Raw genomic sequence first — 25112 nt, 5'->3', positions numbered from 1 at the left:
GCAGTCCCTAATGCCGCGTGCCCAGATAGGCGGCGATCACCTCGGGATCGCGGCGCACCTCATGCGGCGGGCCGTCGCCGATCTTGCGCCCGTAGTCGAGCACCACCACGTGGTCGGAGATGCCCATCACCACGCCGATGTCGTGCTCGATCAGCACCACCGTGGTACCGAACTCGCGGTTGACCTCGACAATGAAGCGGCTCATCTCGGCCTTCTCCCCGGCATTCATCCCGGCCATCGGCTCGTCGAGCAGCAACAGGCGCGGTTCGGCGGCCAGCGCGCGGGCCAGCTCGACGCGCTTCTGCAGGCCGTAGGGCAGCCGGCCGACGCTGGCGTCGCGCCACGGCTGGAGGCGCAGGAACTCGATCACCCGCTCGGCCGCTTCGCGCTGGCGGTCGTCCTCGCCGCTCGCGCGGCCGACGCGCAGGGCCTGTTCGATCCAGCTGCCGCGGCGCTTGAGGTTGCGCCCGGTGAGCACGTTGTCGAGCAGGCTCATGCCCTTGAACAAGGCGATGTTCTGGAAGGTGCGGGCGATGCCCAGCTCGGCGGCCTGCTGCGGGCGCATCCGGTGCCGCGCGACCCGGTCGAAGCGGATCAGCCCCTCCTGTGGCCGGTACACGCCGTTGATGACGTTGAGCAGCGAACTCTTGCCCGCGCCGTTGGGGCCGATCAGTGCGCAGATTTCGCCGGGGGCCACGGCGAAGCCGATATTGCTGATCGCCTTGACGCCCTTGAACGCCAGGGAAATGTTGTCCAGTTCGAGCAGCGGTCGAGACATCGGTGCCTCTCCTCCTCAGGCCGGTTGCGAGCCGTCGGCAAGCCAGCCGCCGGCGGCCGGCACCGGCTGCGCCGACGGACTGTGCCATTCGGCGGGATCTGGCCAGGCGCGTACCGCGACGCCCAGCCCGGCGAAGAACGCCTCGACGTCCGGCGGCAGCGGCTCGCCGACCAGCAGCGGCGCGCGGGTGCGCGAGAAGCCCAGCACGTCGCGCAGCGGCCGGCGCACCAGCCAATCGCCGAACACCTGGCGCAGCAGGCCGGGCCGCCCGTCCAGCGCCCAGTCGACCAGGCGCCCCTGCGCGCTGCCCGGCGGCGGCAGACGGGCCTGGACCTGCGCGTACAGGCGCCCGTAGGTCTCCCGGGTGCCGGCCACCAGGGTCGGTCCCAGCTCGCGGCGGTCGTTGTCGCGGGTGGCCAGGCTTTCCGGAAAATTCAGCCGGAAGCCGGCGATCAGCCAGGGCGCCAGCAGGTAGCGGGCCTGGCCGCCGGCGGCGAAGGCGCGCGCGGCCAGGGCCTCCTCATCGGCGTCGAGCTGCTCGGCCTGCACCAGCCGGTGTCCCTCCCGCAACAGCTCGGCGTGGCCGATCCGTTGCCGCTCGTGGCGGCCATCGGCGCCGCGCCGGTAGAAGGCGAAGGCGCAGCGCCCGGCCTGGGCCAGCAGTTCCGGCTGCGCCGTTCCCGACCCGGTCAGCAGGCGGGCATAGTCCTGCTCCCCGGCCTGCGCCTTCACCCGCGCGCGTCGGCGTAGAACGCCAGGCGCGGGACGAGTCCCGTGCCGCGCAGGCGCTCCAGCTCCTCCAGGCCCTCGGCGAAGACGAAGTCCGGTTGCAGCCCGCGCAGCAGCGCCTGCTGTCCGGCGGCCGGCTCCAGCGGATCGAGCAGCACCGCCGAGCCGCCCAGCCACTGCGCGGCCAGCGATGCCAGCAGCGCCTCGGGACGCGGCCGGCTGAGGACGACCAGCTGCGCATCGCCGGCGAAACCGCGCACCTGCAGCGCGCCGGCCAGACCGCGCACCTCGGCGGCCAGCTGCGCCCAGCTACGCGCCTGCCAGACACCCAGGCGCTTGTGGCGCAGGGCGATGCCCTCGCCCTGCCGGCGCGCCTGCCACTGCAGCCACTCCGGCAGGCTGGCGGGGACGCGCTCCCCGCCGTCCGCAAACCGAACCATGTTCAGGCCGCGTCCTTCTCGGCGGCCTTTCTGGCCTCCAGCTCGCGCACCAGCGGCAGGACCTTCTCGCCGAAGTAGGCGACCTCCTCCTGGAAGTGCAGGAAACCGCTGAGGATCAGGTCGACGCCGACCGCCTTGAGGGCGACGATGCGCTCGGCGATCTGCTGCGGGGTGCCGATCAGGTTGGTCTTGAAGCCGTCGTTGTACTGCACCAGGTCCTCGAAGCTGGACTTGGCCCAGTTGCCGTCGCCTTCCGGGCTGGCCGCGCCGGCCTGCCGGACCTCGTGGCCGAAGGCCCGGACCGCTTCCGGATCGGCCTTGGCGAGGATCTCGGCCAGCACGGCCCTGGCTTCCTCCTCGGTGTCGCGGGCGATGATGAAGGCGTTCACGCCGACCTTGACCTGGTGATTGTTGGCCGCCGCCTTGGCGCGCAGGTCGTCCACCTGGGCCTTGATCCCCTCCACACTGTTGCCGTTGGTGAAGTACCAGTCGGCCGCCCGCGAGGCCATGTCGCGCGCCGCGCGCGAGCTGCCGCCCTGGAAGATCTCCGGGCGCGGCTGCTGCAGCGGCTTGGGCTTGAGGCTGTAGTTGTGGAAGCGGTAGAAGTCGCCCTTGTAGGTGAAATCGTCCTGGGTCCAGATGCCCTTGAGCACCTCGATGAACTCCTCGGAACGCCGGTAGCGCTCGTCGTGCTCCAGCCAGGGCTCGCCGATGGCGGTGAATTCGCTGCGGAACCAGCCGGAGACGATGTTCACCGCGATGCGCCCGTTGGTCAGATGGGAAATGGTCGAGATCTGCTTGGCCAGCACCGCCGGATGCCACGGCCCCGGCAGGATCGCGGCGATCACCCGCAGCTTCTCGGTGGAAGCCAGCAGCGCATGGCTGATCGCCACCGACTCGTGCTGGTATTCGGCGCCGTAGCCGGCGGTGAAGCGGATCTGCGACAACGCGTACTCGAAACCGGCCTTCTCGGCGATCTGCGCCAGCGTGCGGTTGTAGTCGATGTCCCAGCTGGTGCGCTGTTCGATCTTGCTGACGACGAGGCCGCCGCTGACGTTGGGTACCCAGTAGGCGAACTTGATCGGTTGCTGACTCATGGCATGTGCTCCACGGCTAGAAAGGGAAAACGGGAAAACGCCGGGTACCGCAGCGGCACCCGCTGCAAGCCCTGGAGCAGCCGTCGTGCCAACATGAAAAACCCATAAAGAATCAAAAGCTTACCCAGAGCAGCCGGACTTTCGCGCTGTTCCGCCCGGCGCAACCTGCTGAACGACTGCTGCCCGGCGGACAGCGCGCCCGGCACGGCCGACAGCCGTCGCCCCGGCCTGCGCGAAGCATGGCGACAAGCCAGCTGTTGCCCAGGCCGCAGTCCGCCAGCAAGTTGCGCCGCAGGCAACAGGCAAATCCCCCCGCCGACGGCCGCAACCCGCATGGATGCTGGCTTGGCGGGGCAGGCACGGCCTGTGCAAAAGGCTTGGCAACACGGCGGCCGGCATCGGCTGCCGCGACCGTTCCCACTCAGGAGCCTTGCCATGACCGCCCAGCAACATCTGTCCTCCCTTTCCAGCGGCGCCGACTACGAGCAGCTGGCCGCGCGCTTTCGGCCGATCTTCGCGCGCATCGCCGAAGGCGCCGTCGAGCGCGAGCGCACTCGCAGCCTGCCGTACGAGCAGATCAAGTGGCTCAAGGAAGCCGGCTTCGGCGCCGTGCGCGTGCCGGTGGAACATGGCGGCGCCGGCGCCTCGCTGCCCCAGCTGTTCCAGCTGCTGATCGAGCTGGCCGAGGCCGACTCCAGCGTGCCGCAGGCGCTGCGCGGCCACTTCGCCTTCGTCGAGGACCGCCTCAACGCCCAGGCCGTCGCCCCGCAGGACAAGTGGTTCCGGCGCTTCGTCGCCGGCGAGCTGGTCGGCAACGCCTGGACCGAGATCGGCGCGGTGAAGATCGGCGAAGTCGGCACCCGGGTCAGCCGCAAGGACGGCCAGTGGGTGGTCAACGGCCAGAAGTACTACAGCACCGGGAGCATCTTTGCCGACTGGATCGACGTCTACGCCCAGCGCGACGACGACGGCCGCGACGTGATCGCCGCGGTCAGCACCCACCAGAAGGGCGTGCAGCAGCACGACGACTGGGACGGCTTCGGCCAGCGCACCACCGGCAGCGGCACCTCGGTGTTCAGCGACGCGGTGGTCGCCGAGGAAAACCTCATCGACTTCGCCAGCCGCTTCAAATACCAGACCGCCTTCTACCAGCTGGTGCTGATCGCCGTGCTGGCCGGCAGCGGGCGCGGCGCGCTGCGCGACTTCGCCGCCGAGGTGCGCCAGCGCACGCGCATCTTCAGCACCGGCAACGCCCCGCGGGTCAGCCAGGACCCGCAGGTGCTGCAGGTGATCGGCAAGGCCTCCGCCCAGGTCTACGCCGCCGAGGCCACCGCCCTGCGCGCCGCCGCCGCGGCCCAGCGCGCCTACGAAACCCGCTTCGGCAACGACGCGGCCGCCGAGCACGCCGCCAACGTCGCCGCCGAACTGGAGTCGGCCCAGGCCCAGGTGGTGATCGCCGAGCTGGCGCTGCGCGTCACCACCGAGCTGTTCAACGCCCTCGGCGCCTCGGCCACCAGCGAGAAGAAACAGCTCGACCGCCACTGGCGCAACGCGCGCACCGCCGCCTCGCACAACCCGCTGATCTACAAGGAACGCATCGTCGGCGACTGGGAGGTCAACGGCACGGAGCCGCCCTACGTCTGGCAGATCGGCAGCGGCCCGAGCGCCGCCGCCTGAGCCGACCCCGCCACCGAAGCACGTCATGCACGAAAGGAAGATCCCCATGAGCGAACTGCACACCCCGGCCCGCCCGGCCGATCCCTACCTGCAAGCGCCGCCGCCGCAGCCGGCGCACCGCATCCGCAGCGACGCCGAGGCCATCGAGATCGCCCGCGCCCTGGCCGCCGACTTCGCCCGCGAGGCGGCCAGCGCGACCGCGAGCGGCGCCTGCCGGTGGCGGAACTGAACGCCTTCTCGCAGAGCGGCCTGTGGGGCATCACCGTGCCCCGCGCCTACGGCGGCGCCGAGGTCAGCTACCGGACCCTCGGCGAAGTGATCAAGACCATCGCCGCCGCCGACCCGTCGCTGGCCCAGCTGCCGCAGAACCACCTGGCCATCGTCGACCACCTGCGCCTGGACGGCGACGAAACCCAGAAGCGCTACTTCTTCGGCCTGGTGCTGGACGGCGTGCGCTTCGGCAACGCCTTCTCCGAGCGCAACAGCCGCACCGTGGCCGACTTCGAGACGAGCCTGACGCCGGACGGCCAGGGCTTCTTCCGCGTCGACGGGCAGAAGTTCTACTCCAGCGGCGCCCTGCTCGCCCACTGGGTGCCCACCGTCGCGGTGGACGCCGAGAAACGTCCCTTCCTGGCCTTCATCCGCCGCGACGCCGAGGGGCTGGAAGTGATCAACGACTGGTCCGGCTTCGGCCAGCGCACCACCGCCAGCGGCACCGTGCTGGTCAAGAACGTGCGCGTTCCGGCCGCGCACCTGCTGCCGGTCCACCAGGCCTTCGAGCGGCCCACCGCCGCCGGGCCGATCTCGCAGTTCCTGCAGGCCACCATCGACGCCGGCATCGCCCGCGGCGCCTTGGCCGACACCCAGGAACAGGTCCGCCGCCACGCCCGCCCCTGGCTCGACTCCGGCCTCGAACACGCCTGGCAGGACCCCTACACCCTGCAGCAGATCGGCGACCTGCAGATCCGCCAGCGCGCCGCCGAAGCGGTGCTCGACCTGGCCGCCGACCGGATCCAGCTCGCCGTCGCCAACCCCGACGAGGAAACCGTCGCCGCCGCCTCCATCGCCGTGGCCGAAGCCAAGGTGCTCACCACCGAGGCGGCGATCCTCGCCAGCAACAAGCTGTTCGAACTGGCCGGCACCCGCTCCACTCTCGAGGAGTACAACCTCGACCGCCACTGGCGCAACGCCCGCACCCACACCCTGCACGACCCGGTGCGCTGGAAGTTCAGCATCATCGGCAACTACTACCTCAACGGCGTCAAGCCGGCACGCCATCCCTGGCTGTAGCGGAGCGGCCAGCCCCGCCGCCCCCCCCCCCCGGCGGCGGAGGCTTCGCCAATGCGCAACTGTGGCGGCGGGCGACGGACGGTAAGCTGGGTCCGTCCTCCTCACGAGCAACCGCCATGCAGCCCACCCTTCTCCTCGTCTCTCGCGTTTCCGCGTCGTTCCTCGAATGCCTGAAGGCCCGTTTCAGGGTGATCGAGGCCACGGCCGCCGACTTCGACGCCGCGGTCGCCGCGCTGGCGCCGGAACTGGCCGGGGAAATACGCATCGTCGTCGCCTTCGGCTCGACGCGGATGAGCGGCGAGTCGCTGGCCCGGCTGCCGCAACTGGGGCTGATCTGCTGCCTGGGCAGCGGTTACGACGGCATCGACCTGAACCACGCACGGGAACGCGGGATCGTCGTGACCAACAGTCCCGCGGCCAATGCCAGAAGCGTGGCCGACCTGGCGATGGGCCTGCTGATTTCGAGCGTCAGGAACCTGCCCGCCGCCCGCCACTACCTGGAGGCCGGGCGCTGGCAGGGCAACGCCGGCGAGCGCATGCAACCGGTGCGCGGCCTGACCGGCCGCCGGCTGGGCATCTGCGGCCTGGGCGCCATCGGCCTGAATATCGCCAAACGCGCCGCGGCCTTCGACATGGAGGTCGGCTACCACGGCAGGCAGGCTCGCCCGGAGGTTGCCTACCCGTATTTCGCGTCCCTCGTGCAACTGGCCAGCTGGGCGGACGTGCTGGTCGTGTCCCTGCGCGCGGACGCCGGCACCTACCATGCGATCGATGCCACGGTGCTGCAGGCGCTGGGTCCGCAGGGGTTCCTGATCAATGTGTCCCGGGGCACCACCGTCGATGAAAAAGCCCTGCTGCAGGCGTTGAAAACCGGCCAGATCGCCGGTGCAGGGCTGGATGTCTACGAGCACGAGCCGTCGATCCCGGCGAACTCTTCCAGCTCCCCCATGTGGCCCTGACGCCGCATATCGGCGGCAGCACCCTCGAAGCGGCACAGGAACAGGAGGCCTGCGTCCTGGCCAATATCGAGGCGTACGTTAGCGGGCAGCAGCCCCCGACGCCCGTGCCCCTGTAGCCGGCCCACCGCCTATCCGACGCGCCTCCCGACACACGCCGGAGGGCGCCTGCGGATCGGCGGCCGGCAAAGCGCCGCTCTTCCTCGCTCCGCTGCCGCGTAGAACTTACCGCCTGTCCGGGCAGTCCATAGCTACGTTGACACGCTGTAATTCCTCAAGAAGAACAGGAGTGAACACCATGAAAAAACATCCCTGGGCCTATGCCGCCATCACTGCCACCACGGTTCTCGGCCTGTCGATGAGCACCGGCGTCCTCGCCGACCAAAGCCGCACCAGCCAGGCCCAGCCGCTGACGGTCGCCGCCGGCGAAACCATGGAGAAGGCCGAAGATGCGGTTTCCGATACCTGGATCACCAGCAAGGTGAAGTCCACTTTCCTGGCCGACAGCGATCTCGACGGCATGGATATCAAGGTGGAAACCAACCAGGGGTGGTGTCGCTGTCCGGCACGGTCGACAGCCAGGCCGAGAAGGACCTGGCCATCCAGAAAACCATGAGCATCAAGGGCGTGAAAGACGTATCCGCCGATGCCCTGATGGTGACCGAATAACGCCACACCCCGGCCCCGCCGGCGAAGGGCGCGCGCTTCGCGACGCCCGGCGCGGGGCCGGCTCCCGGAATTCCCCTTCTCCTTCGCAAGCGCCGCACCGCCGCCCACCGGCATCCGGGGCGCAGGCGCCGCGCCCGGCCTCCTTGCGCACTCCAGCGGACCCGCGCCGCACGCACGACGACGCGCTCGCTGCAGACCGCCGGCGCCTGGGATAAGCTGCCCCACCCCACCCGCCGAGGAGCATCCATGGGTCAGGTCGTTGCCGCCGCCGCCTACCACCAGGGCCGCAAAGTCGCCGATATCAGCCTCGAGGAAGGCAGCCAGTGGGCCGCCAGGCCGGGGCACATGGTCTGGATCGGCCTGCGCGACCCCGACAGCAGCCTGCTGCGCTGCCTGCAGCGACAGTTCAACCTGCACGAGCTGGCCATGGAGGACGCCATCGCCCAGCACACCCGGCCCAAGCTGGAAACCTTCGGCGATGCGCTGTTCATGGTGCTGTACTCGCCGATCCGCCAGGACGGCCGCCTGCTGTTCGTCGAAACCCAGCTGTTCGCCGGCAAGGGCTACGTGATCAGCGCCCGCTACGGCGACTCGGCGCCCTACTCCACGGTGCGCCAGCGCTGCGAGGCGCGTCCGCTGCTGCTGACGCACGGCGAGGACTTCGTGCTCTACGCCCTGCTCAGCTTCGTCATCGAGAACTACCGGCCGCTGCTGGACAGCATGTTCGAGGAGTTGGAGGAAATCGGGCAGACCGTCCTCGAACGGCCGCTGAGCACGGCCGATGTCGAACGGATCTCCGGCTTGCGCCGCGACCTGCTGCGCCTGCGCCGACAGATCGCGCCCATGGCGGAGATCTGCCGCGAACTGCAGCAGCTCGACTTTCCGTTCATCGACAAGCCCATGCGCCCGTACTTTCGCGACATCGCGATCCATGTGGCGCGCCTGCAGGAAGACCTCACCGGGCAGCGCGAGATGGCCGACCACGCCATCGAGATCGGCCTGCTGCTGGAGTCCTCGCGGCAGAGCGTGGTGCAGCGCAAGTTCGCCGCCTGGGCGGCGATCCTCGCCTTCCCCACCGCGATGGCCGGCATCTACGGGATGAACTTCGAGCACATGCCCGAACTCGGCTGGCACTACGGCTACTTCGCCGTCCTCGGCGTCATCGTCCTCGGCTGCGGCACGCTGTTCGTCAATTTCAAGCGGATGAACTGGCTGTAGCCCGCGCCCGGCTAGCGCAACGGAAAGCCCTGCGCCTCGACCGCCTCGGCCAGCCGTTCGCGGCCGTGCAGGGTTGCGACGCTCTTCAGCCGCTCCAGCGACTGCCGGCTCCAGCCGGGCGACGGCTGCCCCTGCTCGGCGAAGAAGGCGGCGATGGCCCGGTCGTAGTCGTCGATCAGCTGCGCCTCCTGCTCGTGCAGCGCATAGGTCTCGCGGTGCAGGATCAGGCTCTGCGGCAGGCGCGGCTTGACCTGCGCCGGCTTGTCCGGGTCGGCATAGCCGACGCAGAGGCCGAACACCGGGTAGACCAGCGGCGGCAGGCGCAGCTCCTCGATCACCGCCGGCAGCTGGTTGCGCAGGGCGCCGATGTAGACGGTGCCCAGCCCCAGGGACTCGGCGGCGGTGACGGCGTTCTGCGCGGCCAGCGCCGCGTCGATGGCGCCCATCAGGAAGCTGTCCAGATAGGGCAGCGCCTGCAGCTCGACCTCCCGGCGCTCGGCCTGGCGCTGGATGCGCGAGAAGTCCGCCAGCCAGACCAGGAACAGCGGCGCCTGGCGGATATGCGCCTGACCGTTGGCCAGCTCGGCCAGGCGCGCCTTGCGCTGCGGGTCCTCGACGGCCAGCAGGCTCCACACCTGCAGGTTGGAGGAGCTGGCTGCCGACTGGGCGGCGGCCAGCAGGGTTTCCAGCGTGCCGGCAGGCAGCGGCCGGTCGAGATAGGCACGCACGCTGCGATGCCTGAGCAGCGTCGCAATGATCGCGTCGGGGGTGAAGGCGTCCGGCTGCGGGGCGCTGTCGCGGTAGCGTTGTTGCCACAAACGGTCGATGGTTTCAGGCATGTCGGTCCCTCGGGTTCAAAGTTGCTTGCACAGGATCAGGCGGCCGGGCCTGCCGGGCGCCGGACATGATTGGCGGGCCGGCTCAGGCCCGGCGCGGCACCGCCAGCGGCAGCGCCAGGCGGTGGCCCAGCCGTTCGCGCTTGGTGGCGAGATAGTGCTGGTTGGCCGGATTGGCGGGTACTTCGTGGGCCAATTGGCGCTGCACCGCGATGCCCGACGCCTGCAGGGCACGGGCCTTGGCCGGGTTGTTGCTGAGCAGCTGCACCGAGCGCACGCCGAGCTGCTTGAGGATGGCCGCGGCGGCCCGGTAGTCGCGGGCGTCCACCGGCAGGCCGAGCGCCTGGTTGGCTTCCACGGTGTCCAGGCCGCCGTCCTGCAGGGCGTAGGCGCGCAGCTTGGCGGCCAGACCGATGCCGCGGCCCTCGTGGCCGGTGAGATAGAGCAGCGCGCCGCGCCCTTCGCGGGCGATGCGCGCCAGAGCGAGGTCGAGCTGCTCGCCGCAATCGCAGCGCAGCGAACCGAGCACGTCGCCGGTCAGGCATTCGGAATGCAGGCGGGTCAGCAGCCCTTCGCCGGCCGGCTCGCCGGCGAGCAGCACCGGGTATTCGCCGCCCTCGAAGGCGTACAGGTGCAGGCGGAACTCGCCGTGGCGGGTCGGCAGGCGGGTGTCGGCGAGCAGCTGCGGGACCGGCGCCGCCTCGCGGGCGCGGCGCCAGGCGATCAGCTGTTCGATGCTGACGATCGGCAGGCCGTGCGCGCGGGCGAAGGCGAACAGTTCGGGGCGGCGCGCCATGCTGCCGTCGTCGTTGACGATCTCGCAGAGCACCCCGGCCGGGCGCCGGCCGGCCAGCACGGCGAGATCCAGCGCCGCCTCGGTGTGCCCGGGGCGCTTCAGTACCCCGCCAGACTTGGCGCGCAGCGGGAAGATGTGGCCGGGCCGGGCGAAGTCGTCCGGTTTGGAAGCCGGGTCGGCCAGGGCGTTGAGGGTCGCCGCGCGATCGGCGGCGGAGATGCCGGTGCTGGTGCCGTGGCGGTAGTCGACGCTGACGGTGAAGGCGGTCTGCTGCGATTCGCTGTTGGCCTCGACCATCAGCGGCAGTTCGAGCGCATCGAGGCGCTCGCCGGGCAGCGCGATGCAGACCAGGCCGCTGCTGTGGCGGACCAGGAAGGCCATCTGCGCGGGGCTGATGGCGTCGGCGGCGACGATCAGATCGCCCTCGTTCTCGCGGTCGGTGTCGTCGACCACGACGACGAATTTGCCGCGGGCGATGGCGGCGATGGCGGTCTCGACGGTATCGAACGAGGCCTCGGGAAATGCGGGCATGGCGTATCAACCTGTACGGGAAAAAGCGGGGCGCCCGCAGGCGCCGGTGGATGAATTCGGCAGGAGCAGGTTGCGTGCCAGCCCGCCGGGGGCGGATTTCCGGGGCTGGCCGGGCGGCAACGGCGGCCGGACTGTTGCGTTGGCGACAGTCCGTGCGAATGCTGTTGCCTGCCGGACAGTACTCTGTTGCTCGCATGGGGCGACGAGGGAGGATTGGTATGGCTGATTACCGAGTCGTTCGACACCCCCTGTTTCGGCCCCCGGCCGAGTCACTTTCTCTTTGCGCGCGCAAAGAGAAAGTAACCAAAGAGAAAGCGCGCCGGTCATCCGGCCCCGGCTGCGCCGGGGTTCCCTCGCTCCGGTGCCGCTCCGGGGGCCGCCGTACAAGGGGCATCCATGCCCCTCTACGGCTCTCGCCGCATCCATGCGGCTCGCCCCTCCGCGACACCTGCGTTCGGCCTTCTGAACGGGAGTCGACTCCGAGTTGCCTGAAAGTGCTTTCGTGTTTCCGGCACAGCTGTCGATGGCTCCCACGCTCCTGCGTGGGAGCCCAAGGCTGGGTGCCACAGCGCGGTTCACGCGGAAAGCGTGGGCATAGTCAAAAGCTTTTCCGCTCTTCGCTCGTTTTTTTGCGGAGTGGGGACTACACCCATTCCCCCCTTCGTCAGGCCGAGCGGAATCGCCGCGCAAGGGGTCGAGCGGCAGGGATGCCGCGAGAGCCGCGAGGGCCATGGATGGCCCTTCGTGGCGTGCCCCTGGAGCGGCGATGGAGCGAGGGAACCCGGAGCGAAGCGCAGGGCCTGACGACGGGGTGGTCTTCTTTTTGGTTACTTTTTCTTGGCCACGCAAGAAAAAGTGACTCGGCCGTGGGGCCGAAAAAGGGAGTGTCGGCCTACTCGGCAATCAGCCATGCCAAGGCTCATACACACCATCCGCCAGACATTCCACCCGATTACCCCACCTACCCCGCCTTGCCGCCCAAATAGAAGTGCTGGATATCCTCCCGCGCCGCCAGCGCCTGCGCCGCGCCCTCGCCCACCACCCGGCCGTTCTCCAGGATGTAGCCGTAGTCGGCATGGCGCAGGGCGACGTTGATGTTCTGCTCGGCGACCAGGAAGCTCATGCCCTCCTTTTCGTTGAGCTGGGCGACGATCTCGAAGATCTCCTCGACGATGATCGGCGCCAGGCCCATCGACGGCTCGTCGAGCAGTACCAGCGTCGGCCGGGTCATCAGCGCGCGGCCGATGGCGAGCATCTGCTGCTCGCCGCCGGAGGTCAGCCCGGCCTGGGTCTTGCGCTTGGTCTTCAGGCGCGGGAACCAGGCGTAGATGCGTTCGAGGTCCTCCTCCAGCTCGCGGCGGCTCGGCCCGCGCAGGAAGCCGCCGCTGCGCAGGTTCTCCTCGACGGTCAGGTGGGCGAATACGTGGCGGCCCTCCAGCACGTGGACGATGCGCGCCGCGCCAGCAGGTTGGGCGCCACCCCGGCGGTGCCCTCGCCGAGAAAATGGATGCTGCCGCGGCTGACCTGGGCGCGGTCGGCCTGCACCAGGCCGGAGATGGCCTTGAGGGTGGTGCTCTTGCCGGCGCCGTTGGCGCCGAGCAGGGCGACGATGCCGCCCCGTGCGACGCGCAGCGACACGCCGGCCACGGCGAGGATGGCGCCGTCGTAGATCACCTCGATGTCGTTCACCGCCAGCAGCTCGGCGGGGGCGGCGGCGGATTGGGGCTGATTGCTCATGGGGATGTCCTTTGCATGGAAAGCGGCTCCTGTGGTGCCGATGGTGGGCAAGGCTGCGCCGTTGCCCACCCTACGGTTCGCGGTCAGGCGTAGGGTGGACGACGCGCAGCTCGTCCACCTTCAGCGCGGACTCAGTTCGTCGCGGTGCACTCGCGCGGGACGATGCCCTTCTCTTTCGCGTAGGCGGCGGACTTGGCCTCGATCAGCGGGCGCAGGGTGTCGCGGTCGGCCTGCACCCAGTCGCTGACCAGCGTCCATTTCTCGCCGTCCCACTGCTGCACGCGGGCGGCACCGCCGCCCTCGTGGTCCGCACAGCTGACCTGCAAGGGTTGCAGCAGGCCGGCGAAGCCGATCTCCTTGAGGCGCGCCTCGTCGACCTTGAGGTGCTCGAACGCCCAGCGCCCTTCCTCGCCGTTCAGCGGGCGGTTGCCGAACTTCGCCTGGCCGGCGCGCAGCGCCTCGACCACGATGGCCGCGTTGACCAGGCCGATGTTGTAGTACACCTTGCCGAAGTAGCCGGGGTCCTTGAGGTCGCTCTTGCCCTTGTCGAGGATCTGCTCGCGCAGGCGCTGGTGGATCTCGAAGCCGTCGCCGCCGGGGAACGGCGCCAGCGCCTGGTAGCCCTTGGCGGCGGCGCCGGCCGGGATCACGTCGGCCTCGGAGCCGGCCCAGACATCGCCGATGATGTGGTCGGCCGGGAAGCCGAAGCGCGCCGCGGTTTTCAGCGCCACCGGGGTCGACACCCCCCAGGTGCGCAGGAACACCCAGTCCGGCTTGAGCTGGCGCACCTGGCGCCACTGCACCGACTGCTCGTTGCCGGGGTGGGCGACCGGGATCTGGATGTTCTCGAAACCGTACTTCTGCGCCAGCAGCTCGATGGCCGCCTGGGTCTCCCGGCCGTAAGGGGAGTCGTGGTAGACGGTGGCGATCTTCTTGCCCCTGAGCTTGTCGAAGCCGCCCTCGCGCTGGGCGATGTAGTTGATGCCCACCGAGGCCTGACCGTAGTAGGTGAGCAGCAGCGGGAAGGCGTAGGGGAACACGCTGCCGTCGGTGGACTCGGTGCGCCCGCCGGCCGGGTCGATCAGCGGGATGTGGTCCGCCGCGCCCTTCTCCATCAGCGCGTAGGAGGCCGGGGTACTGTGGGTGAGGAAGAAGGCCACCGGCGCGCCGTCGCGGCCGTTCTTGAAACGCTCGTAGCACTCGACGATACGGTCGGTGCTCCACTCGGTCTCGCACTCCTCCCAGGCGATCTTCACGCCGTTGATGCCGCCTTCCACCTCGTTGACGTAGCGCAGGTAGTCGATGGTGCCGGCCCACCAGGGGATGCCGCTGGAGGCGTAGGGGCCGACCCGGTAGGTGGCCAGCGGGACGAACTGCTCGTTGGGCGCCGCCTGGGCGAGCGCGGGCAGGACGCCGGACGCGCCGAGGGCGAGGAGCGCGCCGGCGATGGCGCGTTGCAGGGATTTACGCATGGTGATGGGTTTCCGGAAGTCGATTCAGAGGGCGTTGGCTAGGGCGGCTCACGGCTCGGCGCGGCAGTCGCGGGCGGCGATGCCCTTCTCCTTGGCATAGGCGGCCGACTTGGCCTCGATCAGCGGGCGCAGGGTCTGGCGGTCGGCCTGCACCCAGTCGGTGAGCAGGCTCCACCTGGCGCCGTCCCACTGCTGCACCTTGGCCGCGCCGCCGCCTTCGTGGTCGGAGCAGGACAGCCTGAGCGGCTGCATCAGGCCGTGGAAGCCGATGGCCTTGAGCCGTGCGTCGTCGATGTTCAGGTGCTCCAGGCCCCAGCGGCCTTCGTCGCCGGTCAGCGGGCGCTGGCCGAACCTGGCCTGCCCGGCGCGGATCGCCTCCACGGCGATGGCCGCGTTGACCAGCCCGGAGTTGTAGTAGACGCTGCCGAAGCTCTTCGGGTCCTTGAGGTCGCTCTTGCCCTTGTCGAGGATGTGCTCCTTGATCTTCCTGTGGATCTCGAAGTCGGCGCCGCCCGGATAGGGGGTCAGCGCCAGGTAGCCCTTGCCGGCCTCGCCGGTGGGCAGCACGTCCTCGTCGGAGCTGGCCCAGATGTCACCGATGATGTGGTCGACCGGGAAGCCGAAGCGCGCCGCGGTCTTGATCGCCACCGGGGTCGACACGCCCCAGGTGCGCAGGAACACCCAGTCCGGCTTGGCCTGGCGCACCTGGCGCCACTGCGCGGACTGCTCGTTGCCCGGGTCGGCCACCGGGATCTGGAGGTTCTCGAAGCCGTACTTCTCGGCCAGCAGCGCCAGCGGCCCCTGGGTTTCCCGGCCGTAGGCGGAGTCGTGGTAGACGGTGGCGATCTTCTTGCCCTTGAGCTTGTCCAGGCCGCCCTCGCGCTCGGCGATGTAGTTCACCACCGCCGAGGCCTCGCTGTAGAAGGTCAGCATCACCGGGAAGTTGTAGGGGAACACGCTGCCGTCGGTGGCCTCGGTACGCCCGTAGCCCAGGGTGATCAGCGGGATCCTGTCGGCGGCGGCCTTGTCGGACAGCGCGTAGGCGGCCGGAGCGCCGTTGGGGTGGTAGACCGCCACCGGAGCGCCGTTGAGGCCGTTCTTGAAGCGCTCGTAGCACTCGATGCCCTTCTCCGCCGTCCACTCGGTCTCGCACTCCTGCCAGACCAGCTTGACGCCGTTGATGCCGCCCTCCACCTCGTTGATGTAGCGCAGGTAGTCGATCATCCCGGCCCACACCGGGATGCCGCTGGAGGCGTAGGCGCCGACCCGGTAGGTGGCCAGCGGGAAGAACTGCTCGTTGGGTGCCGCCTGGGCCGTCACCGGCAGGGCACTGGAGGCGCCGAGCGCGAGGAACGCGCCGGCGATGGAGCGTCGCAAGGATTTACGCATGTCGGTTCACTTCTAGGGATCGATGATGGGTGCTCCTGTCCCGCGGTCGGGTCGAGGTGGATGGAAGTCGTTTCAGAAGCGCAGCGGCCAGCGCGCCAGCCGTTCGCGCAGATTGCTCAGCAGGCGGATCAGCCCCTCCGGCTCCTTGATCAGGAAGGCGATGATCAGTACGCCGAAGATGATCTTCTGCAGGTTCTGCAACTGGCCGGCATCGACGTTGCCGCCCAGGAGCCACTGCCCGGTCTGGTTGAGCAGGATCGGCAGCAGGCTGATGAAGGCGGCGCCGACGAAGTTGCCGGCGATGCTGCCCATGCCGCCGATGATGATGATGAACAGGATCTGGAACGAGCGGTTGATGTCGAAGCTGCCGGCGCTGGCGGTGCCCAGGTAGGCGAAGGCCCAGAGCGCGCCGGCGATGCCGAGGTAGAACGAGCTGACGGCGAAGGCCAGGCGCTTGTAGCGGTCGACCGGGATGCCGATCACCGCGGCGGCGGTGTCCATGTCGCGGATCGCCATCCAGTTGCGGCCGATCTGGCTGCGCACCAGGTTGACCGCCACCCAGGTCAGCAGCACCACGCTGCCCAGCACCAGCAGGTAGCGGCCGGTCGGCGAATGCAGGTCGTGGCCGAACAGCTCCAGGCGCGGCGCGCTGATGGTCCCCGAGGAGGCGTAGTTGTAGAACCACGGGAACTTGGTGAACACCCATTCGAGGAAGAACTGCGCCGCCAGGGTGGTAACCATCAGGTAGAAGCCCTTGATGCGGTTGCTGGGGATGCCGAACAGGAAGCCGACCGCCGCGGCGATCGCCCCGCCGCCGGCCAGCGCCAGCGGCAACGGCAGCCCAGGCACGCGCAGCAGCAGGCCGTAGGTGGCGAAGGCGCCGACCGCCATGAAGCCGGCGGCGCCCACCGAGGTCTGCCCGGTGTAGCCGGTCAAGAGGTTCAGCCCCAGCCCGGCCAGCGACAGCACCAGGAACGGGATGAGAATGGCGTTGAGCCAGTAATCGTTGCCCAGCCAGGGCACCAGGCCGAAGGCGACCGCCAGCAGGGCCAGCAGGCTCCAGGGCAGGCGGCGGCGGAGCAGCTCGACCGGGGCGCTGTCGTGAGCGGCGGGAAGGCTGTGGGAAAGCGTGGTCATGGCGTCATACCCGTTCGATGGCGCGCTCGCCGAACAGGCCGGCGGGGCGGATGTAGAGGAAGACCAGGGCCAGCGCGTAGGCGAACCAGGGGGTGATGCCGCCGCCGATGTGCGCGCCGATGTAGACCTCGGCGAGGTTTTCCGCCGCGCCGACGATCAGCCCGCCGACGATGGCCCCGCCGATCGAGGTGAAGCCGCCGATGATCAGCACCGGCAGCGCCTTGAGCACCACCAGGGAGAGCGAGAACTGCACGCCCTGGCGCGCGCCCCACAGGAGGCCGGCGACCAGCCCGACGATGCCGGCCACCGCCCAGACGATCTGCCAGATGCGGTTGAGGTCGATGCCGACCGACAGCGCGGCGCGGGTGTCGTCGGCCACCGCGCGCAGCGACACGCCGATCCGCGTGCGCTCGAACAAGAGCGCCAGCGCTGCCACCAGCACGGCGGCGGTGGCGGCCGCCACCAGGTCGAACTGGCTGACCATCACCTCGCCGAGGAACAGCGGCACGTCGTCGATGCCCAGATCCAGTGCGCGCACCTGGGCACCCATCAGCCCCTGGGCGAGGCCCTCGATGACGAACGACAGGCCGAGGGTGGCCATGAACAGGGTGATCTGCGAGCGGTTGACCAGCGGGCGCAGCACGGCGCGCTCGATGGCGATGGCGCCGAGGGCCATCACCGCCACGGTGAGCAGCAGCGCCAGAGCGAAGGGCAGGCCCTGCTCCTGCAGGCTGACGAAGGTCAGCGCGGCGAACAGCAGCATGGCGCCCTGGGCGAAGTTGAACACGCCGCTGGCCTTGTAGATCAGCACGAAGCCGATCGCCACCAGCGAGTACATGGTGCCGGCGAGCAGGCCGCCGAGCAGGGTTTCCAGGAAGAAGGTCATCTCAATTCCTCAGTGCACGGTGCCAAGGTACGCGGCGATCACCTCGGGGTTGGCCTGCACCTCGGCCGGCGTGCCGTCGCCGACCTTGCGGCCGTAGTCGAGCACCACCACGTGGCCGGAGAGGCCCATGACCACCTGGATGTCGTGCTCGATCAGCACCACGGTGGTCCCCAGGTCGCGGTTGACGTCGGCGATGAAGCGGCTCATCTCGCGCTTCTCCTCGGCGTTCATCCCGGCCATCGGCTCGTCGAGCAGCAACAGGCGCGGCCCGGCGATCAGCGCGCGGCCCAGCTCGACGCGCTTCTGCAGGCCGTAGGCGAGGCTGCCCACCGCCACGTCGCGCCAGGGTTGCAGTTCGAGGAATTCGAGGATGCCTTCAGCCTGCTCGCGGAAGCGCCGCGCCTCGCGGCGGGCGCCCGGCAAGCCGAGGGCCTGGGCGAAGAAGCCGCTGCGCGTGTGTCGCGACAGGCCGCTGAGCAGGTTGTCGAGCACGCTCATCTTCTTGAACAGCGCGTTGTTCTGGAAGGTACGGCCGATGCCGCGGCGCGCCGCCTCCAGCGGCTGGATGCGGCGGAAGTGCTCGGACTCGAAGATCACTTCGCCGGAATCCGGCCGGTACACGCCGTTGAGGATGTTGAGCAGCGAGCTCTTGCCGGCGCCGTTGGGACCGATCAGCGCGCAGATCTCGCCGCGGCGCACCGCGAACGACAGCGCGTTGATCGCCTTGACGCCCTTGAACGACAGGGAGATGTCGCGCACTTCGAGGATCGGCTCGGCAGCGGAAATGGCGATGCTCATGCGGCCTGCTCCCGCGGTTCGCCGAGCCAGGTCTGGGCCGACCTTGCCAGCGGCGCCGCCGCCTCGCCGGGCAGCAGGCGTTCGAGACGCTGCAGGCCGAGCAGCTCGCGCACCCGTGCCGCGAGCCAGCGGCGCGGGCCGCGCTCGGGGCCGTGCAGCGCCCAGTCGCTCAGCCGCCGCAACCAGCTGCCGGCCGGGGCCAGGCGCTGCTCGATCTCGGCGACCAGCGCCTGCCGGCGTCCTTCCGAGAGCAGCAGGGCGGTCGGCGCGACGTCGCGGCGGTCGCGCGCCGCCGACTCGCTGTTTTCCGGAAAGGCGAAGCCACTGCCGCTGTCCAGCCAGTGGCGGAGCAGCAGCCCGAGGCCCTCGCGCCATTCGCTGCCCTCCTCGCACCACAGCGTCTCCTGCCGGCGGACGGCGCGCCAGGGCTGGATCAGCGGCACGACCGGCACGCTCTCCTCCAGCGCGGCCAGCGGCAGCACCCGGCAGTGGCCCTGCCGGCGCGGCGCCGAACGGGCGGAAAACACCAAGAGCTCGCGCGGCAGCTCCTGCGCGGCTTCCAGCCAGCGCGACACGCCCTCGCGGCTCTCGACGAAGGCATGGCTCGGCTGCAGGCGCAGCAGGAGGCTGCGCAGCTCGCCGCCCTCCGCCCGCCGGCAGACCGGAACCACCTGGCCGCCGGCGGCCTGGGCGGCCAGGGCGAGCAGGATCGCCGTCGGCTCCAGGGCGCCGCTCAGCGCCAGGCGGGAACCCGGGCCGAAGCCCTGGCGCTGCAGCGCCACGCCCAGCCGGGCGACCTCGTGCAGCACGTCGACCCAGCGCCAGGCCTTCCAGCGCCCGCGGCGCTTGTGGCACAGGGCGACCTGCAGCGGCCGGCCGGCGGCCCAGTGCTTCATCCGCTCGAGGGCATTGTCCGGCAGGACATCGACGCCGACCGGATTCAGTTCGTGCACGCTCATGCATTCCTCCCGGCGGGCCTGCGGCCCGCCTTGCAAGTGGGGTCCGGGTTCCGCTCAGAAGTAGGCGTTGCGCGGCAGCTCCCGGCCGTTCGCCTCGTAGTCGCCGATGGCGCGGGCCTTGTAGAGCGCCGGGTTGTGCGAGGCCAGGGTGCGGATGTTGCGCCAGTGGCGGTCGAGCTGCGCCGACTGGCGGGCCGCCGAGGAACCGCCGACCTCGAACAGCCGGCTGGCCGCCTCGAGGGCCAGCGCATCCACCACCACCTTGGCCTGGGCGGCGCGCAGCGAGGCCTCGTGGCCGAGGCTGGGATCGACCGCGCCGTCGACGGCGGCGGCGAAGGCGCGGTCCTGGGCGTCTGCCGCGGCCAGCACGATGGCCTCGGCGGCGAAGGCGCTACTCGACAGCTCGCCGAGCACCTGCAGCAGCTGCGGGTCCTCCGCCGGCCGCGCGGCGGCGGCGTGGCTGAAGGTCCGGCTCCGCCCGTGCAGCAGCGCCGCGGCATCGCCGGTCACGCTGCGCAGGATGCCGGCGATGACACCGTGCAGATAGAGCTGGGCCAGCGCGTTGAACTGGTTCGCCGTGTCGCGCAGGGCCAGCTCGTCGGGCTCGACCCGCACGTCGTCGAAGTGGGTCGTGCCGCTGCCGGTGTACTTCTGGCCGATGCCGTCCCAGTCGTCGACGATGCGCACCCCCGGCCGGCTGGTCGGCACGATCGCGCCGGCCGGACTGCCGTCTTCGAGGGAGGCGGTGACGAACACCCAGTCGGCGTACAGGGTGCCGGTGCTGAAGTACTTGGTGCCGTTCAGGCGATAGCCGTCGCCGTCCGGCGACAGGCGGGTCTCGAACCGGTAGTCGCCGACCGCCTGCGTCGACAGCTCGGTGTAGGCGTTGCCGAAGAGCTCCCCGGCCGCCACCCGGCGCAGGCGCTCGTCGCGCACGGCGCCGGCCGGCGCGCGGAGGAACTCGTCGGTCAGCAGGTAGTGGGCGCGCAGGATGTGCGCGACGTCCGGATCGGCCTCGGCGAGGCGGATGACCACCCCGAACAGCTCGCGCAGACTCGCGCCCCCGCCGCCGCTTTCGCGCGGCAGGCGCAGCGCGCCCAGCCGCGCCCGGCGGATCAGCTCCAGCGCATGCCAGGGATGGCCTTCCCGGCCGGGCTGGCGGCGCGCCTCGGCGTCCCGGGCGATCTCCGCCAGCAACGGCTCCAGCTCCGCGGAATCGGGCGACAGGGGGCCGTCGAAGGTCAGTTCCGCTGCCTGCTCGTCGACCTTCGCCAACAGTGCTTGTCTCGTCATGTTCCGCTCCTCCGCCATCAGGCGCCGACCGCTTCGGGGCGCTGCGCCGGCAGGGCCGCCAGGTTGCGGTAGCGGGCGCCCGGATGGTTCTCCGGCAGGCGCGGCCCGGCGCCGAACAGCTTCTCGCGCAGGGTGCCCGGCACGTAGTCGGTCTTGAACACGCCGCGCTTCTGCAGCTCGGGGACCAGCAGCTCGACCACGTCGACGAAGGTTTCGTGGGTCACCGCGTAGGCCAGGTTGAAGCCGTCCACGTCGGTTTCCTCGACCCACTCCTGCAACTGGTCGGCCACGGTCTGCGCGCTGCCGACGAACAGCGGGCCGAAGCCGCCGATGCCGACCCAGTCGGCCAGTTCCTGGACCGTCCACTGCTTGTTCGGGTCGGCGCTGGAGAAGGCCTCGACCGCCGACTGGATGGCGTTGGTGTGGATGTGCTTGAGCACCTGGTCGGGCCGGTACTGGGCGAAGTCGATGCCGGTCCAGCCGGAGATCAGCGCCAGCGCGCCCTCGTAGCTGACGTACTGCTTGTAGTCGCGCCACTTGGCCTGGGCCGCGGCGTCGGTCTCGCCGAGGATCACCGTCTGCAGGTTGAAGATGCGCACCTGGTAGGGATCGCGCCCGGCCTCGACGGCGCGCCGGCGGATGTCGGCGACGGTCTTCTTGAGGATGGTCTTCGACGGCGCGGCGACGAACACGCACTCGGCGTGCTCGGCGGCGAAACGCTTGCCGCGGCTGGAGGCGCCGGCCTGGTAGAGCACCGGGGTGCGCTGCGGCGAGGGTTCGCAGAGGTGGATGCCGGGCACCTGGAAGTGCCGGCCGTGGTGGCGGATCTCATGGACTTTGCCTGGATCGGTGAACAGCCGGCGCTCGCGGTCGCGCAGCACGGCGCCGTCCTCCCAGCTGCCCTCGAACAGCTTGTAGAGCACTTCCAGGTATTCGTCGGCGTGGTCGTAGCGCGCGTCGTGATCGATCAGCGCCTGCTGGCCGAGGTTGCGCGCGCCGCTGTCCAGGTAGGAGGTGACGATGTTCCAGCCGATGCGGCCCTTGGTCAGGTGGTCGAGGGTCGACAGGCGGCGGGCGAAGGGATAGGGATGCTCGAAGGTCAGCGAGGCGGTCAGGCCGAAGCCGAGGTGTTCGGTGACCAGCGCCATCGGGGTGATCAGCGCCAGCGGGTCGTTGACCGGCACCTGGGTGGACTGGCGGATCGCCGCCTCGCCGTTGCCGCCCAGCACGTCGTAGATGCCGATCACGTCGGCGATGAAGATCCCGTCGAGCTTGCCGCGCTCGAGCAATTTGGCCAGCTCGGTCCAGTATTCCAGGTCCTTGTACTGCCAGGCGCGGTCGCGCGGGTGCGCCCAGAGGCCGGGGGACTGGTGGCCGACGCAGTTCATCTCGAAGGCGTTGAGGCGGATTTCGCGGGGCATGGGACTCTCCTTGAAAGTGCACGAAGGGGCATGCGTCGACGGGGGCCAGGCCGGCGAGGCCGTCGACGAACGGATCGAAGTCGTCTTTACCTTTTCAGAAACCGTGCCACTCGATAAAACGCTTCGGATTCAACGAGATAGGCGAACAAAAGCGATCCGCCCGGTATTGCCGGGGGCACAGTCTGCTGATCGGCTGTTGAGCTGCGCACACCTGCCCGGCAGACAGCGCCCGCTGTTGCGGCCCGGCCAGGGGACGACCGGCCGGTCACAGCTGGCGCAGGTCCAGGGGGTATTCGACGATCAGGCGCAGCTCGTCGATGTCGGCCTCGGCGGTGTGGTCGCCGTTCGCCCGGTGGCTGGCGTGCAGGACCTTGAAAGTCAGGTCCCTGGCCGGCCCGCTCTGCACCACGTAGCTGAGCCAGAAGTCGCGCTCCCAGTGGCGTCCGTCGCGGATGTTCTGGTAGGCGGCATAGCCCGGCCCGACCTTGCTGCCGTCAATGTCGGTGCCGCGCAGGTAGCGGGCGATCAGCATCAGGCCGGGCAGGCCGACGGCGGCGAAGTCGTAGTCGTAGCGCAGCATCCAGGTGCGCTCGTTGGGGTTGTTGAAGTCGGAGACCTGCGAGCCGGTGTTGAGGAAGAAGTCCCAGGTGTTCCACAGGTAGTCGAACGGCGAATCGTCGTCGATCCGGGTGTGGGTCAGGGTCAGCGCGTGGGCGCCGGCGGTCAGCCCGGCATGGGCGCTCCAGGAGTCGTTGTCGATGTCGCCGAGCAGCGACTTGCCGGTGTCGCGGGTGCGGAAGTACTTGAAGCCGGTATTGAAGCCCAGGCCCTCGCCCAGCGGCTGGCGCCAGTCGGCGTAGAAGGCGGTCTGGTTCCAGACGTCGTCGAGCCGGCCGTGGTGCAGGCGGAAGAAGAAGCGCTCGTCGTACCGGTAGTCGGCGCCGGCATAAATGAAGTCGTCGGCGTCCTTGAAGCGCCCGCCGTAGGCGGTGCCCAGGTCGCCGTTGTGGGCGGTGGCGGAGCGGTCGCTGCCGGACTCCACCTTGCCGCCCTCCAGCGTCAGACCCTTTATCGAGGTGTTCTTGAAGAACGAACCGCGAAAGCTCTGCGGCAGCAGGCGGGTGTCGCTGGCGTTGATCACCGGGCTGGCCGGCCGGTGATCGCCGTAGCGCAGTTCGGTGTCCTCGAACAGGCGCAGCTTGAGGGCAACGTCGACCTTGCCGAAGTCGTCCTTGGGCTTGCCGTCGAAGTTGTGGCCGCGCCGCGGGATCAACCCGTTGCCGGCGTTGCTGTCGCCGACCCGGCCGTCGCCGCCGTCCAGCTTCCAGCCGAACAGGCCGCGCACGTCCAGGCCGACGCCGAGCGGACCGGGGGTGAAGCCGGACTCGAAGGTGGCGATCACCCCGTGCGCCCACTCGGCGCGAAAGTGCTTGCTCTCGCCGGTCTGCGGGTTGCGGAAACGGCTGTCGTTGCGAAAGTCCTGGCTCATGTAGAAGTTGCGGTTGAGCACCTTCAACTGGGCGTCGTCGAAGAAGCCTTCGCCGGCGGCGAGCGCCGGCAGGCCCAGGGCGATGGAAAGGGATAGGAGGCGGACGGGCTTGTGCATGGACGGGTTCCTGTGACGGGTCGGGGCGCCCTCCTCCGTGGAGGCGCGCCTGGTCCCAGCTCAATATCCATGCCAAGAAAAAAACTATTTTGATTCAGTGACTTGCATCGACACCCCGGCATTCCTGCGAATGCCGCCAGCAGCAAAGTGCCCATTCGCTGTTGCCCGACGGGCAGCGTCGGCTCACAGCCGGTCCAGCGCCTGGACGAAGTCGCCGACGATGTCCTCGGCCTCCTCGATGCCCGCCGAGACGCGCACGGTGCCGTCGTGGATGTCCAGTTCGGCGAGGATTTCCGGCGCCAGGGCGCGGTGCGAGGTCTTGCCCGGGTGGCTGATGCTGGTCGCCACGCCGGCCAGCGAGGGGGCGAACACCGCGAGCCTGAGGTTTCGGATCAGCCGGTCGACCTCGCCCAGCCCGCCGTCGAGGGTGAAGCTCAGCATGCCCGAGCAGCCCCTGGGGAACAGCCGCCGGGCCAGCGCGTGGTCGGGATGCGAGGGCAGCCCCGGGTAGTGGACCCGCTTCACCCGGGGATGGGCTTCGAGCGCCTCGGCCAGCGCCTGGGCGTTGCGCGAGTGGGCCTGCATGCGCAGGGCCAGGGTCTTGGCGCCGCGGAAGGTCAGCCAGGCCTCGAACGGGCTGGCGCTGCCGCCGGCGTTGATCTGGAAGCGCCGCGCCCGGGCCACCCACTCGGCGTCGCCGGCGAGGATGCCGCCGGTGGCGTCGCTGTGGCCGTTCAGGTACTTGGTGGTGCTGTGCAGCACCAGGTCGGCGCCGTCGTCCAGCGGGCGGTACAGCGCCGGCGAGAGGAAGGTGTTGTCGACCAGCAGCCTGAGACCGCGGCGCTTAGCCAGCGCGGCCAGCGCCGGTACGTCGCTGACTCGCACCAGCGGGTTGGAGGCGCTTTCCGTGTAGATCAGCCGGGTCCTTGGGGTGATCGCCGCCTCCACCGCGGCCAGATCGCGGATGTCGACCAGCGTGGCGGCGATGCCGAAGCGGCCCAGCTCCTTCTCGATCAGGCTCTGGGTGGTGCCGTACAGCTCGCGGCTGGCGATCAGGTGGTCGCCGGCCTCCAGGTTGCCGAGCAGCGCCGCGCCGATCGCCGCCATGCCGGAGGCGCCGAACAGCGCCGCCGCGCCGCCCTCCAGGGCGAGGATCAGCTCCTCCAGCGCGGCCGGGTTGGGGTTGCCGATGCGCGTGTACATGTAGTTGTCGGGATTGCCGGCGAGGAAGTCGTCGACCTGCGCCAGCGAGTCGTAGACGAACACCGAGGTCTGGTAGATCGGCTGGGCCTTGGGGTGGGTGACCATCTGGCGATCGACCTCGTTGCCGGCGTGCACGGCGCGGGTGGAGAAACCGGAAAAGGGTTCGGGCATGGCGAAATCCTGAGGTGGGTTTG

17 protein-coding genes and 4 pseudogenes are annotated in these 25112 nt (G+C 69.8%); 5 read left to right on the top strand and 16 right to left on the bottom strand.

Annotated elements, in window-relative coordinates; genetic code table 11:
• Nucleotides 1-7 precede the first annotated feature (7 nt).
• The 3 genes and pseudogenes from Atro_RS17630 to sfnG form a co-directional block, all read right to left on the bottom strand.
• Nucleotides 8-778 carry an ABC transporter ATP-binding protein gene (locus Atro_RS17630; RefSeq protein ID WP_497924348.1) on the bottom strand — a complete coding sequence of 257 codons (771 nt, stop codon included), beginning with the start codon at nucleotides 776-778 and terminating at the stop codon, nucleotides 8-10.
• 15 nt (nucleotides 779-793) lie between these two features.
• Nucleotides 794-1947: pseudogene (locus Atro_RS17625) on the bottom strand (AMP-binding protein).
• A gap of 2 nt (nucleotides 1948-1949) precedes the next feature.
• Nucleotides 1950-3044: a dimethylsulfone monooxygenase SfnG gene (gene sfnG, locus Atro_RS17620; RefSeq protein ID WP_497924346.1), complete on the bottom strand. Its 1095-nt coding sequence runs from the start codon at nucleotides 3042-3044 to the stop codon at nucleotides 1950-1952.
• A 435-nt stretch (nucleotides 3045-3479) separates the two neighbouring features.
• Here sfnG and Atro_RS17615 point away from each other — a divergent pair, with 435 nt between their 5' ends.
• The 5 genes and pseudogenes from Atro_RS17615 (at nucleotide 3480) to Atro_RS17595 (ending at nucleotide 8854) form a co-directional block, all read left to right on the top strand.
• Nucleotides 3480-4721, top strand: coding sequence for an acyl-CoA dehydrogenase family protein (locus Atro_RS17615; RefSeq protein ID WP_497924344.1), 1242 nt, complete (start codon nucleotides 3480-3482; stop codon nucleotides 4719-4721).
• Nucleotides 4722-4767: 46 nt separating this feature from the next.
• Nucleotides 4768-6011, top strand: a pseudogene (locus Atro_RS17610) (SfnB family sulfur acquisition oxidoreductase).
• A 116-nt stretch (nucleotides 6012-6127) separates the two neighbouring features.
• Nucleotides 6128-6970 (top strand): 2-hydroxyacid dehydrogenase, encoded by an 843-nt coding sequence (locus tag Atro_RS17605; RefSeq protein ID WP_497924342.1) that lies wholly within the window; start codon nucleotides 6128-6130, stop codon nucleotides 6968-6970.
• Between the two features lie 295 nt (nucleotides 6971-7265).
• Nucleotides 7266-7636: pseudogene (locus Atro_RS17600) on the top strand (BON domain-containing protein).
• Between the two features lie 246 nt (nucleotides 7637-7882).
• Nucleotides 7883-8854: a magnesium and cobalt transport protein CorA gene (locus tag Atro_RS17595; RefSeq protein WP_497924340.1), complete on the top strand. Its 972-nt coding sequence runs from the start codon at nucleotides 7883-7885 to the stop codon at nucleotides 8852-8854.
• 11 nt (nucleotides 8855-8865) lie between these two features.
• On the opposite strand, the gene Atro_RS17590 is transcribed toward Atro_RS17595, so the two are convergent.
• From Atro_RS17590 to Atro_RS17530, 13 genes and pseudogenes are all read right to left on the bottom strand, one after another.
• Nucleotides 8866-9693, bottom strand: a complete 828-nt coding sequence (locus tag Atro_RS17590) for an NADPH-dependent oxidoreductase (protein ID WP_497924338.1) — start codon at nucleotides 9691-9693, stop codon at nucleotides 8866-8868.
• Between the two features lie 82 nt (nucleotides 9694-9775).
• Nucleotides 9776-11017: a bifunctional 3,4-dihydroxy-2-butanone-4-phosphate synthase/GTP cyclohydrolase II gene (locus tag Atro_RS17585; RefSeq protein ID WP_497924336.1), complete on the bottom strand. Its 1242-nt coding sequence runs from the start codon at nucleotides 11015-11017 to the stop codon at nucleotides 9776-9778.
• Nucleotides 11018-11978: 961 nt separating this feature from the next.
• A pseudogene (locus Atro_RS17580) lies at nucleotides 11979-12754 on the bottom strand (ABC transporter ATP-binding protein).
• 131 nt (nucleotides 12755-12885) lie between these two features.
• Complete coding sequence (locus tag Atro_RS17575; protein WP_497924334.1) at nucleotides 12886-14226, bottom strand: ABC transporter substrate-binding protein; 1341 nt, start codon at nucleotides 14224-14226, stop codon at nucleotides 12886-12888.
• Nucleotides 14227-14274: 48 nt separating this feature from the next.
• Entirely contained in the window at nucleotides 14275-15615 is a 1341-nt protein-coding gene (locus tag Atro_RS17570; protein WP_497924332.1) for an ABC transporter substrate-binding protein, read from the bottom strand.
• Nucleotides 15616-15687: 72 nt separating this feature from the next.
• Entirely contained in the window at nucleotides 15688-16752 is a 1065-nt protein-coding gene (locus Atro_RS17565; RefSeq protein ID WP_497924330.1) for a branched-chain amino acid ABC transporter permease, read from the bottom strand.
• A gap of 4 nt (nucleotides 16753-16756) precedes the next feature.
• The gene (locus Atro_RS17560; RefSeq protein ID WP_497924329.1) at nucleotides 16757-17638 is read right to left on the bottom strand and encodes a branched-chain amino acid ABC transporter permease; all 882 of its coding nucleotides are present in this window, start codon (nucleotides 17636-17638) and stop codon (nucleotides 16757-16759) included.
• 9 nt (nucleotides 17639-17647) lie between these two features.
• Nucleotides 17648-18436: an ABC transporter ATP-binding protein gene (locus Atro_RS17555; protein WP_497924327.1), complete on the bottom strand. Its 789-nt coding sequence runs from the start codon at nucleotides 18434-18436 to the stop codon at nucleotides 17648-17650.
• Complete coding sequence (locus Atro_RS17550; RefSeq protein WP_497924325.1) at nucleotides 18433-19395, bottom strand: AMP-binding protein; 963 nt, start codon at nucleotides 19393-19395, stop codon at nucleotides 18433-18435. Before Atro_RS17550 ends, Atro_RS17555 begins: the two co-directional genes overlap by 4 nt.
• 54 nt (nucleotides 19396-19449) lie before the next feature.
• Complete coding sequence (locus Atro_RS17545; RefSeq protein ID WP_497924323.1) at nucleotides 19450-20688, bottom strand: acyl-CoA dehydrogenase family protein; 1239 nt, start codon at nucleotides 20686-20688, stop codon at nucleotides 19450-19452.
• Nucleotides 20689-20705: 17 nt separating this feature from the next.
• A complete protein-coding gene (locus tag Atro_RS17540; protein WP_497924321.1) occupies nucleotides 20706-22109 on the bottom strand; it encodes an LLM class flavin-dependent oxidoreductase in 1404 nt (467 codons plus the stop codon).
• 265 nt (nucleotides 22110-22374) lie between these two features.
• A complete protein-coding gene (locus tag Atro_RS17535) occupies nucleotides 22375-23715 on the bottom strand; it encodes an OprD family porin (protein ID WP_497924319.1) in 1341 nt (446 codons plus the stop codon).
• Between the two features lie 183 nt (nucleotides 23716-23898).
• Nucleotides 23899-25089 carry a trans-sulfuration enzyme family protein gene (locus tag Atro_RS17530; protein ID WP_497924317.1) on the bottom strand — a complete coding sequence of 397 codons (1191 nt, stop codon included), beginning with the start codon at nucleotides 25087-25089 and terminating at the stop codon, nucleotides 23899-23901.
• Nucleotides 25090-25112 lie beyond the last annotated feature (23 nt).

Source organism: Azotobacter tropicalis, assembly GCF_059739045.1.
Note: the sequence above shows the minus strand (reverse complement) of the source record. Positions and strands in the feature narration are given on the sequence as shown.